At 31.2% G+C, this 17912-nt stretch carries 11 protein-coding genes and 1 other annotated feature; of the genes, 10 read left to right on the top strand and 1 reads right to left on the bottom strand.

Annotated features, from left to right (window positions below):
- From CLRAG_RS12880 to CLRAG_RS12855, 6 genes are all read left to right on the top strand, one after another.
- Positions 1-1553 (top strand): sigma-54 interaction domain-containing protein (locus CLRAG_RS12880; protein WP_065078801.1); only part of this gene is annotated, 1553 nt, incomplete at its 5' end.
- Between the two features lie 496 nt (positions 1554-2049).
- Positions 2050-2496, top strand: a complete 447-nt coding sequence (locus CLRAG_RS12875; RefSeq protein WP_065078799.1) for a helix-turn-helix domain-containing protein — start codon at positions 2050-2052, stop codon at positions 2494-2496.
- 31 nt (positions 2497-2527) lie between these two features.
- Positions 2528-3391, top strand: a complete 864-nt coding sequence (locus CLRAG_RS12870; RefSeq protein ID WP_065078800.1) for an EamA family transporter — start codon at positions 2528-2530, stop codon at positions 3389-3391.
- Positions 3392-3518: 127 nt separating this feature from the next.
- The gene (locus CLRAG_RS12865) at positions 3519-4415 is read left to right on the top strand and encodes a deoxyribonuclease IV (protein WP_065078798.1); all 897 of its coding nucleotides are present in this window, start codon (positions 3519-3521) and stop codon (positions 4413-4415) included.
- A gap of 159 nt (positions 4416-4574) precedes the next feature.
- Entirely contained in the window at positions 4575-7220 is a 2646-nt protein-coding gene (locus CLRAG_RS12860) for a penicillin-binding transpeptidase domain-containing protein (protein WP_065078797.1), read from the top strand.
- Positions 7221-7414: 194 nt separating this feature from the next.
- Positions 7415-8761, top strand: a complete 1347-nt coding sequence (locus tag CLRAG_RS12855) for a [Fe-Fe] hydrogenase large subunit C-terminal domain-containing protein (protein WP_065078796.1) — start codon at positions 7415-7417, stop codon at positions 8759-8761.
- Positions 8762-9186: 425 nt separating this feature from the next.
- Here the strand turns inward: CLRAG_RS12855 and CLRAG_RS12850 are convergent, their stop codons facing one another.
- Positions 9187-10575: a DUF2334 domain-containing protein gene (locus CLRAG_RS12850; RefSeq protein WP_065078795.1), complete on the bottom strand. Its 1389-nt coding sequence runs from the start codon at positions 10573-10575 to the stop codon at positions 9187-9189.
- Between the two features lie 237 nt (positions 10576-10812).
- Between CLRAG_RS12850 and CLRAG_RS12845 the strand changes: the two genes are divergently transcribed.
- The 4 genes from CLRAG_RS12845 (at position 10813) to CLRAG_RS12830 (ending at position 17909) form a co-directional block, all read left to right on the top strand.
- The gene (locus CLRAG_RS12845; RefSeq protein WP_065078794.1) at positions 10813-12033 is read left to right on the top strand and encodes an exonuclease SbcCD subunit D; all 1221 of its coding nucleotides are present in this window, start codon (positions 10813-10815) and stop codon (positions 12031-12033) included.
- Complete coding sequence (locus tag CLRAG_RS12840) at positions 12020-15514, top strand: AAA family ATPase (protein ID WP_065078793.1); 3495 nt, start codon at positions 12020-12022, stop codon at positions 15512-15514. The genes CLRAG_RS12845 and CLRAG_RS12840 overlap by 14 nt, the downstream gene beginning before the upstream one ends.
- Positions 15515-15578: 64 nt before the next feature.
- Positions 15579-15778 (top strand) — a binding site (T-box leader).
- Between the two features lie 324 nt (positions 15779-16102).
- The gene (locus CLRAG_RS12835) at positions 16103-16906 is read left to right on the top strand and encodes an electron transfer flavoprotein subunit beta/FixA family protein (protein WP_065078792.1); all 804 of its coding nucleotides are present in this window, start codon (positions 16103-16105) and stop codon (positions 16904-16906) included.
- A gap of 4 nt (positions 16907-16910) precedes the next feature.
- Positions 16911-17909 carry an electron transfer flavoprotein subunit alpha/FixB family protein gene (locus CLRAG_RS12830; protein ID WP_065078791.1) on the top strand — a complete coding sequence of 333 codons (999 nt, stop codon included), beginning with the start codon at positions 16911-16913 and terminating at the stop codon, positions 17907-17909.
- Positions 17910-17912 lie beyond the last annotated feature (3 nt).

Genomic DNA, 17912 nt, shown 5'->3' with positions numbered 1-17912 from the left:
ATATTGGGACAAATGCTATGAGCATGGTTATAAAGAGTAAGTTGCCAGTTCAAATCTCTGGAGATGATCATTTTATTAATGCATATCATAAGTGGACATGTTCTGCGTCACCTATAAAAGATAATAAAGGAAAACTTATAGGAGTTTTGAGTCTTACTGGATATATTGAGTTTGTACATTCCCATACCCTTGGTATGGTTATAGCAGCATCAAATGCTATAGAAGAAATGCTTAAAGTAAAAGAGTATAACAAGATTAAAAATATGAACTACAAATATATGGAGAACATATTTAATTCCAGTCCTATTGCTATAGTAAGTTCTGATATAAATGGAAAAATTAAAATTTGCAATAAAAAAGCTCAAGATATGTTTAGCATTACAAACAGTAAATTACAAACATATAAAATAGAAGATATCATAGAAAATTGGAATGATATAAAGACAACCATATGTTTAGGACAAAATGATTTAAAAGAAACAAATATAGTAGTAGTGAAAAACAAAACCCGATATCAGTTAACTACTAGTTGTATATATAACTGTGAAGACGATAATGTTGAGATAGTATATGTTTTTGAGGAAATCAAAAGGGTAAAGAAAATAAGTAATGGACAGGCTTATTATACTTTTGATAAGATAATCGGCCAGGATGAAAACTTTATAAAAGTAATAAATTACGCAAAAAAGATTTCAGATAGCAAATCAACTATACTTGTAATGGGGGAAAGTGGTACAGGAAAAGAAGTGTTTGCACAATCCATTCATAATTACAGTAGAAGAGTAGATGAACCATTTATAGCTTTAAATTGTGGTGCTATCCCTAAACAACTTATAGAGTCGGAGCTTTTTGGATATGAAGAGGGGGCTTTTACAGGGGCTAAAAAAGGTGGAAATCTTGGAAAATTTAAATTGGCAGATGGTGGAACTATAATGCTGGATGAAATTGGAGAAATGCCTATGGATATGCAGACAAAGCTTCTAAGGATCATACAAGAGGGTGTAATAACGACAATTGGAAGTTCAAAGACTATACCTGTAGATGTAAGAATTATAGCTGCCACCAATAGAGATTTAAAAAAGGAAGTAGAAGGTGGAAGATTTAGAAAAGACTTATATTACAGATTAAATGTGCTGCCTTTATTCTTACCCCCACTTAGAGAAAGAAAAAAGGATATACCTCTTCTTATTCAATATTTTGTTAAGAATATTTCACAAAAATTAAATAAAAAGGAGCCAGTTATATCAAAAGAATACTTAAAGAAAATGATTAAATACAACTGGCCTGGGAACATAAGGGAATTAGAAAATTTGGTTGAGCTAATTGTAAATACAGGATCTATACCTGCAGATTATTTTACAGAAGAAAATTGTGATAATGAGGTACTTGTGGATGTTAATGATGACTGTCTAAAATTAGATTATGTGGAAAAAGAACATGTAATTAAAGTATTGAAGAAATTTAAGGGGAATATAACCCATTCAGCAGAAGCACTTGGTATAAGAAGAAATACTTTGTACAGCAAGATTGAAAAGTATAATATAAAGATATAAAATTTTTTATAATGTTGGTTAAAAAAATGGTTTTAGTAACTTATGTTTTGTCATATATAAAAATACCCTATAGAGTTTTTAATATACTCTATAGGGTATTTTTTTAATATTTCTTGCTAAAATTAATCAAAGAGGAATCAATATTGATTCATATAATATTATGTACAAAATTTGATTATTTATCCGATGACTACCTGCTCTAATACTCCCACTTCTCCAAGTTGGAGTAAATAGCAACTACGTCCCTGGATAACGATTTCTAAGCATCAGGTGGAGTCAAAACTCCATCTGATGCCAAGAACTCTGTTTATTATAGGGGTAATACCTCATAGTTATTAAGCTAAGAAATGAAAATAATAGTTAAATCAATTATATTAATACTATATAGCAATTAAATTCAGTTATATTAATGTTAAATTCAGTTTGTGTTGATATAGCTGTTTAGCTATACTATAATGTTATTAAAAGGTAAGTAATAAAGGAGAGGTGTTACGTTTTGGACAACAATATATTAAACCTTGAACAGGCTATTGATTTTTTAGGAGTCAGCGAAAAAACTTTAATCAAATTATTGCGTGAAGAACATGTTCCTGCAAGAAAAATCGGGCGTGAATGGCGCTTCAACAAACAGGCACTGATAAATTGGATTGCGTCTGGAGATTCTATCGATTACATCAATCAAAGTGAACGATACATTGTTTCAGAGGATATTTTGGGTAAGTCCACTGCTCTATTGGATAAAATTGATGAAACTCTCAAAACAGTGAAGGAGCACGGCTATAACATAAAATCAATTTTGAAACAACTCGACAAAGATATAGAAATTCCTGACAATTCCACGCTGCGTATCAGTTATAAACAGCAGAGAGAAGTTGAAAAACTGGAATTTAAAGTGTTCTGGGATTTGCGGGAGAATTCCAAGTTTGAATCCAATAAGAAATAATCTATATATAAATAGAAAGAAGGAAATTTTAATGTGGGTATTATTTGCATTTGGTTCAGCATTTTTTGCTGGGATTACAGCTATTTTAGCTAAGATTGGAATAAAAAAAACAGATTCTAATCTGGCAACTGCAATCAGGACTATTGTTATATTAATTTTTTCATGGTTCATAGTTCTTATTGTTGGTTCCCAAAATACGATTTATCAAATAAGTGGACAAAGTTTACTTTTTTTGATATTGTCAGGACTGGCAACAGGAGCTTCATGGCTTTGTTATTTTAAGGCTCTTCAGCTTGGGGATGTAAATAAAGTAACACCAATAGATAAATCAAGTACAGTATTAACTATGATTTTAGCTTTTATCTTATTAGGGGAAAAGATTACTTGGATAAAATTCATTGGTATGTGTGCTATAGGAATAGGCACATACATGATGATAACTAAGAAGGAAGTGAAAAACAAAGAAATTGTAGATAGCAGATGGTTATTTTATGCTGCGCTGTCAGCGGTGTTTGCAAGTTTGACTTCAATTCTTGGAAAAGTGGGAATCAGTGGAGTTGAATCAAATTTAGGAACTGCAATCAGAACCATTGTTGTATTAATTATGGCGTGGGCAGTAGTTTTTGTTTCGAAAAAACAAAATGAAATTAAAAACATTGATAAAAGGAGCTGCCTATTTATTTGTCTTTCAGGAATTACAACAGGATCGTCGTGGCTTTGCTACTACAGAGCGCTACAAAAAGGTCTTGCAAGTATAGTTGTACCTATAGATAAATTGAGTATTGTCATTTCAATTGTATTTTCATATTTTATTTTAAAAGAAAAACTTACGAAAAGGTCATTTTGGGGATTAATAATAATCGTAATAGGTACTTTAGTACTTTTGATAAAATAGGTTACATTTGTCAAGATAGATTTACATATCTGTTTGGTACAATAATTAAGATTTGTAGTATAATTATGTATTAGAAATGCGTAGGGTATAAATTTTAATAAAAATACTTATGGAAAAAGGTGATTACATGCTTAAAATAGGTTCACATGTTTCAATGAATGGAAAAGATATGCTTTTAGGTTCTGTAAAAGAGGCTCTTTCTTATGGTGCAAATACTTTTATGTTTTATACAGGAGCACCTCAAAATACTTCTAGAAAACCCTTAGAAAAGCTTAGAATTGATGAAGCAATAGAAAAAATGAATGAAAATGGTATTGATGAAATAGTAGTTCATGCTCCTTATATAATAAATATTGGAAATAGTATAAAGCCTGCTACTTTTGAACTTGGAGTGAATTTCTTAAGACAAGAAATAGAAAGGTCTTCTGCTATAAAAAAAGTAAAACAGCTTGTGCTGCATCCTGGTGCCCATGTAGGGGCAGGTACGGAAGTTGGAATAGCACAGATTGTAAAAGGATTAAATGAAGTTATAACTGGAGATCAAACTGTACAGATAGCCCTTGAAACCATGGCAGGAAAGGGCTCGGAATGTGGAAGAAATTTTGAGGAAATTGCAAAAATAATAGATGGAGTAAAATATAACGAAAAAATTACAGTTTGCTTTGACACCTGTCATATTAACGATGCCGGATATAACGTAGCAGAAGATTTTGACGGGGTATTGAATGAGTTTGATCATATAGTAGGTATAGATAGATTAAAAGTAATTCACTTAAATGACAGTAAAAATCCTAAAGGGAGTAGAAAAGACAGGCATGAAATGATTGGATTTGGAAGCATTGGATTTGATGCACTTTCTTATGTGGCAAATCATGAAGATTTAAAAGATGTTCCTAAAATTTTAGAAACACCTTATTTAGCAAATACTGAAGGTGAAAAAAGACCTCCTTATAAATACGAAATTGCTATGCTTAAAGCTAAAAAGTTTAATGAAAATATCAAACAAGATATATTTGCAAATTGATAATATAATTTTCCCCTAAATAAATTATCACATATATGGAAAAAATATATGTATTATATGTTATAATTTATATATTACAATAATTTTATTATTTACCATTTTATATTATTTTTGTATATAAACTAAAGTATGGAAATATAAATTTAGGGGAGATATTTTATGAATGAAAAAAAGAGATTTAGTATTACAAGATATACTATTCTTATAGCAATTATGATAATTGTTTTTTCCACAATAATCATAAGGCTTTTTTTTCTTCAGGTAGTGCAAGGAAATGAGTACAAGGAGAAGGCAAGTAATAAATCTATAAAAGAAATTTCAGATATAGCGCCAAGGGGAAAAATTTTAGATTCTAAGGGAAATATTTTAGCTGCCAGCACTCAGGGATATATGTTGATATATAACCAAACTGATAATCAGGATAAAGTTTTTTTCACTACTATGAATAAGGTATTTAAAATATTGGACGACAGTGGTGAAAGTCAGCAGGATGATTTTGAACTAAAGGTGAATCCTTATAGATTTGAATTTAGAAGTGATGATGAGGATACAAGAAAAAATCTTGAAATTAAGTTCAAAAGAGATCGGGGATTAAATGAGAATTTAGAAAAAAACATCAAGAAAAAAAGTAAGAATGTATCTGATGATGAACTTAAAGTACAGGTTAATAAAGAACTTTTGAATATGTCTCCAGAGGATACCTTCAAAAAGCTTATGAAGCGATATGGTATAAGTAATACTTATCCTCTTGAACAACAGAGAAGACTCATGATTATAAAAGATACTTTAAAAATGAATAGCTTTTCAGGATATAAACCTGTTATTGTGGCCAGCAATATAAAGAAAGAAACTGCATTTAAATTTTTGCAAATATTAAATGAACTCCCAGGAATGGATGTGACTACGGAACCTATAAGATCTTATCCAAATGGAGATTTAGGATCCAACTTTTTAGGGTATATATCAAAAATATCTTCTAGTTATGAAAAATATACAGAAAAAGGATATGATGTAAATAGTGATTACATAGGGCAAGCAGGAATTGAAGGAGCCCTTGAGGACAGACTAAAAGGGTCAAAAGGTGGAAGAATAGTAAAGCTGAATAAAAATGGGAAAATAACTGAAGAACTTGGGAAAAAGGAATCGTGTCCCGGACAGACAGTACAGCTTACTATAGATACAAATGTGCAAAAAGCTGCAGAAAATTCCCTTGAAAGTACTTTGGCAGGTCTTAGGAGTCATCCTTATGAGCAGCAAGGATCAAATACTTCGAATGCCACAAGAGGAGCAGCTGTAGCAGTAAATGTAAATACGGGAGCAATAGTAGCAATGGCCCAAGAACCAAGATATGATCCAAATTTGTTTACGGTACCAGGAAATTTGAGTTCAGAAATGTACAATAAATATTTCAACCCCAATCTAGAACAATTTGGGAAAAATTATATTGAAACACGAGGAATTACATCTAATTATCCAGGGGAAAGTGAGGATGAAGTGTTAAATGAACTTTTCCCAATTGATAAAAGCATAAAGAACAATACTACTATGAGAAAAGATGTATATGATATATATCCAAAACCTTTTTATAATTATGCCACTCAATCTCTTATTCCTCCAGGTTCTACTTTTAAACCCATGACTGCCATTGCAGGTCTTGAAACTGGAGTTATAACTCCAGATTTTACTGTAGATGATCAAGGAAAATTTGATCAGGGAGGAAAAATAGTAGAGTTTAAGTCGGATGGTCCTCAAGGAGTTGTAAATCTCATAACTGCCATAGAGAAATCCAGTAACCCCTATTTTATGACAGTGGCAGAAAAGCTTAGAAATGCGTTGGGAGATAATATTCTGGCAAAATATGCATGGAAGTTCGGATTGGGTATAGATCCAAATAGCAGTGTTAAAGCTGCTACAGGAATAGAAATATCAGAAAAGTTTGGACAGGTATATAATACTGTGTCGAATAAAACTGCTTATGCTAACACTTATCTTTGGAAAACTATGTCTGTACTTAAAGATGGACAAGATGATTATGGACACAAGATTGTTACAGTAGATTTATATGATAACGATAATGATTCAAAAGAAATAACACAAATTAAAAATAATATTAAAAATCTTATAAAAGATTGTATAAAAAATGGGACCAGTTCTTTTGACAAATCAAAATATAAGGAATTATTTTCAGAACTTACATCAAAGGATGCTAATAATAAAAAGGATATAAGTGATAGCCAAATGAATAGTCTAATTAGTGCAATATATAGTATTACTATTTCAGATGCCAATGCACAATTAAAAGTACCTGCAAATATAGAAAATGCTGCTATAGGTCAAGGATTAAATCAATTTACACCTCTTCAAATAGTGAATTATATTGCAACTCTTGCAAATGGAGGTACTAAATATAAACTCCATTTGGTAGATCAATATCTAGATACAGATGGAAAAGTAATTGAAAAAATCAAGCCAGAGGTTATGAAAAAAACTGGTGTCAGTGCTGCAAATTTGGAATCTGTTAAAGAAGGGATGAATGCCGTTAATGAAAATGGTACAGCATCCAGTGTCTTTAAAGGATTTCCCAAAAGTACAGCAGGTAAAACAGGTACTGCTCAAAGTCTTGGTAATCAAGAACAAGTTGGAAGAACGGACTATGCAGAGTATGTAGGATTTGCTCCTAGTGATAAACCAGAAATAGCAGTATGTATAGTTTTATTCGATGGTGGTCACGGAGGAGTTGGTGCAGCTTCTGTAGCTAAAGATATTTATTCTTCATACTTTAATATAAATAATAAAATTAAATGAATATTTATTGCTGCAGTACTATATTCCACTGGTTGAATAGTGTACTTAAATGCTCCTTTAGGTTTAGCAAAAATTTGTGATTATTATCCTTTAGATAAGGAAAGTATATTAGTTATTAGAAGCTATTGAATTAGAGAAAATTAATTGTAATGAGCAAGTTTTTGATGAACGGTTAAGAGGAGATGTAGTGTAAATTGAGAGATGATTATAGGAATCTATTTAAATTCATAATAAAGGCATATTATAGTGGAAACTTTGAAGAAGAAGTGATGTCATTTTTATTAGAGTCTAAAATGGATAAACAGGAATTGTGTAAGATTATATCTACATTGTGCGGTACTAATGTAGATTACAGCTCTAACTTTATAGAAAATTTAAAAAAAGCAATAAAGTCTTATAAACAAGATGGTAAAGTAGTCAATAAAGTTAAAGACTGTTCCATGGAATGTGTGGATGAAAAAGGTGAGATACTATGTCAAAAAACATGTCCTTTTGATGCAATTTTTATAGACAATAAGAAAAATTGTGCTTACATAGATAAAGAAAAGTGTACCGATTGTGGTTTGTGTGTAGATGTTTGCCCTACTGGGGGAATAATGGATAAAGTTCAGTTCATTCCTATTTTGGATATTTTAAAAAGTAAATCTCCAGTTGTGGCTATAGTGGCTCCTGCCATAATAGGACAGTTTGGGGAAGATGTTACTATGGATCAACTTAGGACCGCTTTTAAAAAACTGGGATTTACTGATATGATTGAAGTGGCATTTTTTGCAGATATGCTTACTTTAAAGGAATCTATTGAATTTGACAATCATGTAAAAGATGAAAAAGATTTTATGATAACTTCCTGCTGTTGTCCTATGTGGGTGGCTATGGTAAAAAAGGTATACAGTAACTTGGTTAAACATGTATCTCCCTCTGTATCTCCGATGGTTGCAGGAGGAAGAGTACTTAAAAAGTTAAGTCCTTACTGCAAGGTAGTGTTTATAGGCCCATGTATTGCTAAAAAATCTGAGGCAAAGGAAGAAGATATAAAAGGAGCAATAGATTTTGTACTTACTTTTGAAGAATTAAGAGATATATTTGATGCTTTTCATATAGTTCCATCTAAACTTGAAGGAGATTTTTCATCTAAATATGCTTCTAGAGGTGGAAGATTATATGCCCGTACAGGTGGAGTTTCTATTGCAGTAAGCGAAGCTGTGGAAAAGATTTTTCCTGAAAAGCATAAACTATTTAGTGCAATTCAGGCAAATGGCATTAGAGAATGTAAAGAAATGCTTACCAAGGTGCAAAATGGAGAAATAAAAGCTAATTTTATTGAAGGAATGGGCTGTATTGGTGGATGTGTAGGTGGTCCCAAAGCAATTGCATCTAAGGATGAAGGTAGGGATCGAGTAAATAAATTTGCACAAGATTCTGAAATAAAAGTTGCTGTAGATAGTGAATGTATGCATGGAGTATTACATGCTTTGGATATACATTCTATAGATGATTTTAAGGATGAGAAAAAAATAGAACTGTTAGAACGAGAATTTTAATTTATAGAGAGTTTCTAAACTAAAATCGACTTATGTACATCAATAGATTATTAGTAATTGAAAATTATATTTAAGTTAAGAACTCAACTTTTTAGAGGACAATGAAGGTAAGTTTTCCTCCTTACGTCAGAAAACTAATTTATTTTTAAGCGATATTTTGCTAAAGCAAAACATCGCTTAAGTAGGTATCTGAAATCTATGATTTTCAGATAATTACTTACTAAAAGAGTGCCCATGAAAAACAAAAGAACATAAATTCCTTTTAAATTGAAGATTTTTCGTAGCATAGTGGAGAAAAATCATCCTTTACTGTCCTCTGTCAATTGTCCTCTGTCCTCTCAAAAATATTTTTTCGTAATTTTTTTATATTAGACCTAACTTTCGTATGTGCGAAAGTTGAGCTATATTTTATCAGTTAAGTTATCTTATTTACTTCTTAATAAATTATCTATACTATTGAAGTTATATCCTTTTTTATTAAGTACTTCTACCATCTGGTGCAGTGGCGAATTGCTTGAATAAGTGTAAGTTGGGTATCCATTTTTCTCTGTTGAAAGATTTATATAGTCAAACTCAATGTAGGGGTGGTAGAATAAACTTGCAACCGTACTGTCACTTATTTCCCTTATTTTATTCAACATATTTCTGCAATCACTTTTACAATCTACATATCCTAAGGGAGTTGGAATGTAAACAGCTTTTCTATGACTGTTTTCAAACTTTACAATATGTTTGGATTCTGTAAAACCTCCATTTATTGAATAAGGTTCATACATATAATTGAAGGATTTTTCTATTGCTGTCATTTGTTCGGGTAGTATGGCATAATGTGGTGCTTCAAAAAAATCACAATTTATATCCAATGCCTTTGCTGTCTGTATAGCCTTTGCAATTCTATCCTTAGCATATTCAGCACTTGCTGGAATGTTATCTTTTTTACTTCGGTGAAATTCTATTGCGTCAATGCTTTTTGTATTTCCATATTGATGGGTATATCCATGAAGTCCTAAAATACCATTTTTATTTATCATGTAATCCAGTGTAAATACAAAATCAGCATTAAACATATTATTTTTCTCCAATAAATTGTTGTCTATATTCATGGAAGGATCAACATATCTTGGAACCCAGGCAACGTAAAATATTGTTCCTTTAGCATATAAATAATCAGTTACTATCCGCAATTTTTCCAAGGTTTCATGGGAGTTGTAAAGTCCTCCGGCAGAAATATCTTCTAATCTCAGTAAAGCTGCTTTTTTCTTTACATGGGTAGTACTTAAGGTAATTATATCCTTATTTTTGTAAAAGCATATTTCTGAACCTTTTTCATTCCAATAAGTTTTTAAGTTAAACATATTAGTAAAATCAAATAGGGATATATATATAATGTTTTGTTTTAAAAATACTTTGTGTCTTAACTTATGTGTTGTTCCATTTATTTTATAAGTAGTCCCTTTAGTATCAATAAGAGAACGTGTTGAGAGAAAATTTAATTCAGCTTTCCCATGTTTTATTGAAAATTTTCCATTTAAAGTACATACTATTTCATTTACAGGTATGTAATATATGTTGTTTTTTACACCTATAGGTAAGTCAATCTTAATTTTTTTGTTTTCATAAACTAAGTTTATAGGTGCTTTTTTTAAGTCGAAGCTGTCTAATGAAAAATTTTTATAGCTGGAGCTGCCTTTTACATTAAAAATACTGCTTTTAAAAATTATCGCACCCAATAATGTAAAAACAGTAAGTGCAATTATAATTGTTAATATAATAAATTTACGGCTTCTAATAATATCACTTCTTTCAAAAATCATACTTTAATACTATTTATTATATTGCTTTTATAGAAATATATGTATTAAGTTAAATTTAACTTATATGGTGCAAATTACATAAGGATTAAATATACGTCTATTAAGGTGAGTGAAATAATTTTATGTTATAATATAGTAAAATTTAGAACTCATAGTAAGTGTAAGTAAATGCTTAAAAGACATCATAAGTAGCCAATTATTTATGATGTTTTTGATGAAAGATTTGGAGGAGAATTAATGAGAATTTTACATACTTCTGATTGGCATTTGGGAAAAAATCTAGAGGGGCATAGTCGTATGGATGAACAGGAGGCTTTCCTCAAAGATTTTGTACATATAGTTTCGGATAACAATGTGGATTTAATAATTATTGCAGGAGATATTTATGATAGTCCTAATCCACCTGCAAGGGCGGAAAAAATGTTTTATGATACGCTAAAAAAACTGTCTTCAAATGGGGAGAGAGCAACTTTGGTTATAGCAGGCAATCATGATAATCCGGACAGGTTAGTAGCAGCAGGACCTTTAGCTAGAGATCATGGAATTATAATGGTGGGGACACCAAAATCTGTAGTGCCCATAGGAAATTATGGTAGACATACAGTTGTGAATTCAGGAGAAGGATTTATTGAAATTCATGTAAATGGAGAAAAAGCTGTCATACTTACAGTTCCTTTTCCAAGTGAAAAAAGGCTAAATGAAGTTTTATACGGAGATATGGATGATGAAGAGGAGAGGGCTAAGTCCTATGGTGATAGAATAAAGGCATTGTTTAGTAAATTAAGTGAAAATTATAGAGAGGATACTATAAATATAGTAGTATCTCATTTATTTACTATGGGTAGTGAAGAATCAGGCTCAGAGAGAAATGCCCAGCTTGGAGGAAGCTTTATTGTAGATTCAAGCTGTTTCCCTCAAAATGCCCAGTATATTGCACTTGGTCACGTACATAAACCTCAAATAGTACCAGCTACGGAAAAGAGGGCTAGGTATTCGGGATCTCCTTTAGAATACAATAAAAAGGAAATTCATTTTAAAAAGAAATGTTTCATTATAGATGTAAAAGCAGGAGAAAAGTGTATAGTAAAGGATATAGAATTTAAAACATATAAGCCCATAGAGGTGTGGAAATGTAAAAGTATTCAGGATGCAATAGAAAAATGTGAAGAAAATAAAGATAGGAATTGTTGGGTTTATTTGGAGATAACTACGGACAGGTATATAAGAGAAGATGAAATAAAAATAATGAAAACTACTAAGAAAGATATAATTGAAATTATGCCTAAAATAGCTGAAAAAAGCAATGACAATTTTGATATAAATAGTTTTTCGCAGAAATCCTTTAAGGATATTTTTAAAGAGTTTTATTTAAAAGAGAGAAAAGTAGAACCTCAGGAAGAATTAGTTAATATGTTATTGTCTGTTATGGAAGGTGACGAAAACAATGAAGCCAATTAGACTTAAAATAAAAGGATTAAACAGTTTTATAGAATCACAATGTATAGATTTTGGAAAATTAACCCAAAGAGGTTTGTTTGGAATATTTGGACCTACGGGAAGCGGAAAATCGACCATACTTGATGGTATGACTCTGGCCTTATATGGTGAAACATCCAGAAAAAGTTCAAATTACATCAATATAAATTGTAATACTTTAAGTGTTAGTTTTGAATTCCAGATATCTGGAAGAAATATAAAAAAATATAGAGTTGAAAGAGAATTTAAAAGAGACAATAAAACAGGCAGCCCTAGAAGTAAGTTAGCTAAAATAGTGGATGTTACAGATGATGTGGAAAAGATATTAGAAGAAGGAGCTAGAAATGTAACTGAAAAATGTGAGGATATTATTGGCCTTAGGTTAGAAGACTTTACAAGGACTGTAGTTTTGCCCCAGGGGAAATTTAATGAATTTTTAAGGCTTGAGGGAAAAGACAGAAGAAATATGCTTGAAAGACTTTTTAACCTTCAAGAATATGGTTATGAGCTTTCTGAAAAATTGTCAAAGAAAATAGGCAGGGAAAAAGATAAGGCAAATTTAATTGAAGGTGAGTTAAAAGGTTATGAAAATATAAATGAGAAAGTTTTGGAAGAGAAGAAAAATACACTTTGCGAATTAAATAAAAATTATGATAAGTGTCAAAGTGAACTAGTTAATTCACAAAATGAATTTAACGATGGAAAAGAGCTGTGGAACCTTCAAGAAGATTTGAAACATCAAGTTATAGAGCAGGAGAAACTTAAGAAAAGTGAAGTATACATAAATGAAATCCAGCAAAAAGTTTTATTAGGGGAAAGTGCGTCAAAAGTAAAACCTTATGTTGATGAATATGAAAATACACTTTCAAAAATTAGAAGTATAGAAGAAGAGATTTTGATTTTAAATGATACTATGGTATCTATAAAAAATAATAAAGATGAAATAGAGAGCAAATTAGAGAATGTCAAAAATAAAAGAAATAATGAATTGCCTAATTTAAAAATAAAGGAACAAAAGGCTATTGAGGCAATAGAAGAAAAGTCAGTTTTGAATATACTAATTCATGATAAAGAAAAATTAGAAAAAAATATTGCAGTTTTAAAACAAGATTTGCAAACTAACAGCAGGACTATAGAAAAAAGTGAGGTAGACATTAGTAGGATAAAATGTCAGATAAAAGATAGTGAAAATAAAATGCAGGTTTTGAAAATTCCCGAAGAGTATAAGAAAAAGATTAATGAAGGCATAGTGATTTTGAACAACCTTGAAAGTATTGGTGAACAGAAAAAAAGTACAGCTAGGGATATGGAAAGTTTGAAATCAAGTATTGAAACTGAAGAAAAGAAAAGTGAAATACTAGCTAAAAAAAATAATGAAAAATCCAATTTATTAGAAGATAATAATAAGTTATTGAATAATTTAATAGAGAACTGTCCTGGGGATCAAAACTCACTTTTAACTTTGCAGAAAAATTTAACAGATGTAAGAGATAAATGGAGTAAATATTATGAATATGAAGGTGATTTACACAGCAGCACTACTTTAATAGAAAAACTTAAAATTGAGCTTCAAAACAAGAAAAGTGAAAAAGGTAATTTGGAAAATGAAATTGAAGAAATAGATAAAAAAGTAAAAAAGATTGAAGCTGAAAATTTGGCACATACTTTGAGGAAATCTTTAGTAGAAGGAGAGCCCTGTCCTGTATGTGGATCAGTTCATCATGTTGTAGAAAATGTTATAATTTTAGACTCAAATAATTTGAAAGAACTAAAACTTGATTTAGATGCAAAAATTCAAAAAAGTAATAAACTAAATAATGAAATAGTGAAAATAGATACGAATATTAAAGTACAAAAAGAAAACACAGCAGACAGACATAAAAAAATGAAAGAATTAGGTGAGAATTTTAAAGCATTTCCTTTAAAAGATGTTGAAAGTAAGTTTAATAATTTAAAGAAAGCTGTGGATGAATTTAATAATAAAAAAATAGCTCTGGAAAATAAGATTAAAATTTTAAATCAAGATAAAAATATCATAGAAATTGAGTACAGTAAATCAGTTACGAGAAAGGTAGAAAACAGGTCTCAGCTTCAAAAGTTACAGGAAAGTTTTCAGAAAATAGACCAGAAGTGTGCAAAAGTAAATAGAGAATATAAATCATTGAAACAAGAACTTGGTATTTGTAATTTTAAAGAAAAGAATGAGGAAATCCTTGAAAAGGAGAAAAGTAGAACATTACTTGAAAATGTTATAAAAAATCTAAGAAAAGATTTAGAAATTGAGCAAAGAAAAAAAGAGAGCTTAAATGAAAAATTAATGACTTTACAGACGCAGTTAAGCAAAAACAGTGCTACCTTCGTAGAAAAAAATAAAAGCATAGTGGAAAAAGAAAATAGTATAAAAGATAAAGCCTGTGGTAGGGAAGACTTAGAAAATTTAAAAAGAGAAATATCAGGTAACATAAAAAAAATAGAGTATGAATATGAGGAGATAGAAAAAAACAACAAAAAAATAGAAAAGCAGTATAATGAATGCAGCAGCAGCATAATAGCAGCTCAGAAAAATTTAGTTAGCTTAAATGAGAGATGTACAGATGACCTGGAAAATTTAAGAAAGGCTTTATCAGAAGAAAAAATTCAAAATATGGTTGAGGCTAAAAATAACTATATGCCTAAAGATAAAATTGAGGAACTTAAGATTAAAATAGAACAATATAGAAATGCAAGTGCTAAAATAATTGGTACTATAGAAAACCTTAATACAAAAATAGGTGACAGGAGTTTAAGTGAAGATAGATGGATTGAAATACAAAGTACTAGAGATAAAAATATTGAAACTTTAGAAAAGTTAAAAAAAGACAAAATAGAATTTGAAAGGGAAGTCAAGGATATAGACGAAAAAATAGGTCAGCTTACAAAACTTTTAAATAAAAAACAGAAACTAGAACATGAATTAAGTCTTTTAGATGATTTGGATAAACTGTTCAAAGGGAAAAAATTTGTAGAATTTGTAGCCCAGAATCAGCTGAAATATATATCCATAGAAGCAGACAAGAGGTTAAAGGAAATTACCTGTGGAAATTATGGATTGGAAGTTGATAAGGATGGCAGATTTATTATAAGGGATTATAAAAATGGTGGAGCACAAAGAGATGCATCTACTTTATCTGGAGGAGAGACTTTTGTAACATCACTGGCACTGGCGCTAGCACTATCTGCCCAAATACAATTAAAGGGAAGTGCGCCGCTAGAACTATTCTTCCTGGATGAAGGTTTTGGAACTCTTGATGATAACCTTCTGGAGGTGGTTATGGATTCCCTGGAGAAAATTCATAATGACAGGTTGTCCATAGGTATAATAAGTCATCTTGAATCAATTAAAGATAGGATGCCTGTAAAGCTTATAGTTACTCCTGCAGAGTCAGGAATGGGTGGAAGCAAAGTTAAAATAGAAATAAATTAATTATGAAATCATTGGAATTATTTATTGACATTGATTTAAACTTATAGTAAACTCGTGTTTAAAGATAAAAGCAATGACAGGACTAGTAGATATGTTAAATATTTTAAAGAGAGTGGGACAAGGTGAAATCCCATAAATATACATATCTAAGATCACCCTGGAGCTGTAGGCTGAATATATTGTAAGCTGATCCGGCTTGTATAGGCCGTTATATGAATCAAGTAGAAATTGGGTGGTACCGCGACAGACTTTTTCGCCCCAGCGAAAGAGAGCTGTTTTTTTTATACACCAAAAGGAAATTTTATCCGATCACTACCATTGCTAACCCCCCCATCTTCTATTGAAGTGGGGGGTAAGCACTGCTACGTGCCTGGATAAGTTCTTCTAAGGTTCAGCTGGAGAAAGTCATCTTTATAAGCAAACTCCATCTGAACCTAAGAATCACTTGATTAATTAGGTTGGAGGTGTAGTAGATATTGCTTTATTTGTCGCCTTTACATTGATAACGCGGTGAAGCTTTGTTCGATATAAGTATGACAGCATATCAGTTAATTTAAAAAAATTTACAGAAGGGATGGAGACTTGGTAATGAATATTGTAGTTTTAATTAAACAGGTTCCTGATATGGAAAAAGTAAAATTTGACAGAGAAAAGGGAGTAGTGGATCGTAAATCTGCAGGTGTAGAGATCAATCCGTTTGATCTAAATGCACTGGAAGCAGCAGTGCAAATAAGTGAAAAAATTGATGCTAAGGTTACAGTAGTAAGCATGGGACCTCCAAGTGCAGATCAGGCCTTAAGGGAATGCATTGCAAGAGGTGCTAATGAAGGAATTCTTATAAGCGATGTAAAATTTGGGGGGTCAGATACTAAGGCCACATCATCTATACTTGCAAGTGCAATAAAAAAAATAGGCAGCTGTGATTTGGTCATTGCTGGAGAAAAAACTGTGGATGGAGATACAGGACAGGTTGGACCTGAAGTTGCAGAATTTTTGGATGTACCTCATGCAAGTTATGTAAGTAAGATTACAGATGCAAGTGATGATAAAATTGAAGTTTGTTCTGAAATATGGGAAGGAACTTATTTAAAAAGTGTAAAGTTACCAGCTTTAATTACAGTTACTAAAGATATAAATGAACCAAGGCTTCCGAGCTTTAAAAATAAAATGAAAGCTAGAAAGGCAGAAATACAGACTTTAAAATTTGAAGATTTAAAGGAATATACAGATGCTGATAAAGTTGGTTTTAAAGGATCACCTACAAAGGTTAAAAAGATAGAAGTACCCAAAATACAGAAAAGACAAGGAAAAATTTATAGAGAAGCGGATGCAGCTAAGGCAGAAGATGAACTTGTAGATATATTTAGAAAAAAGAAAATTTTGGAGGCATAATGATATGGAAAAGGAATATAATGGAGTTTTAGTATTTGCAGAACAGAAAAAAGGGGAAATCCATAAAGTAAGTTATGAACTTCTTGGAAAAGCTAGGGAACTTGCAGGTAAGTTAGATATACCTGTGTACAGTGCACTTTTAGGACCTTGTGGTATTAAAGCTGAGGAACTTATATACAGGGGTGCAGATAAGGTATTTTATGTTGAAGATGATATATTTAATGCACCGGAAGAGACAGTTTATAAAACTAACCTGGAAAATTTGATTAAGAAAATTAAACCTGAAATTTGTTTAATAGGCGCAACAAGTCTTGGGAGATCACTGGCACCTAGGCTTGCAGCTTCTCTTGAAACAGGGCTTACAGCAGATTGTACAGGCCTTGAAATAGATGAAGATGGAAAGCTTATACAAATAAGGCCCGCCTTTAGTGAGAATATATTGGCACATATAAAGTCAGACACATATCCACAGATGTCTACAGTAAGATATAAGGAATTTAATGAAAGCAAGAGAGATGAAAATAGAAAAGGTGAAATTGTGAAGGTAGATGCAGTTAAGCCTGAAAATGAACTTGTAAAAGTTATAAAAGAATTGAAATCCCAGGAAGTAAACATCTCTGATGCAAGTGTTGTAGTTGCAGCAGGCAAAGGATTAAAAAAAGCAGAAGATATGGCTATGATAAAAGAACTTGCTGACTTACTTTCTGGGGTAGTAGGAGCTAGCAGGGAGATAGTTGATGATGGCTTTATATCTAAGGACTTCCAGGTAGGCTACAGTGGAAACAGGGTAAAACCTAAATTATATATAGCTTGTGGAATTTCAGGGGCTCCACAGCATTTAGCAGGAATGAAGGAATCAGACTTTATTGTTGCAATTAATACAGATCCATCAGCTCCAATATTTAATGTAGCTGACTATGGAATAGTAGATGATATGTACAAGGTAGTACCTGATTTAATTAGTAAAATAAAGCAGGGAAGTTTAGAAACTGTAAGCTGTTAAAAT

It is taken from the genome of Clostridium ragsdalei P11, assembly GCF_001675165.1.
GTDB classification, from domain to species: Bacteria; Bacillota; Clostridia; order Clostridiales; family Clostridiaceae; genus Clostridium_B; species Clostridium_B ragsdalei.
This window is presented reverse-complemented; position numbering and strand designations above follow the sequence as displayed.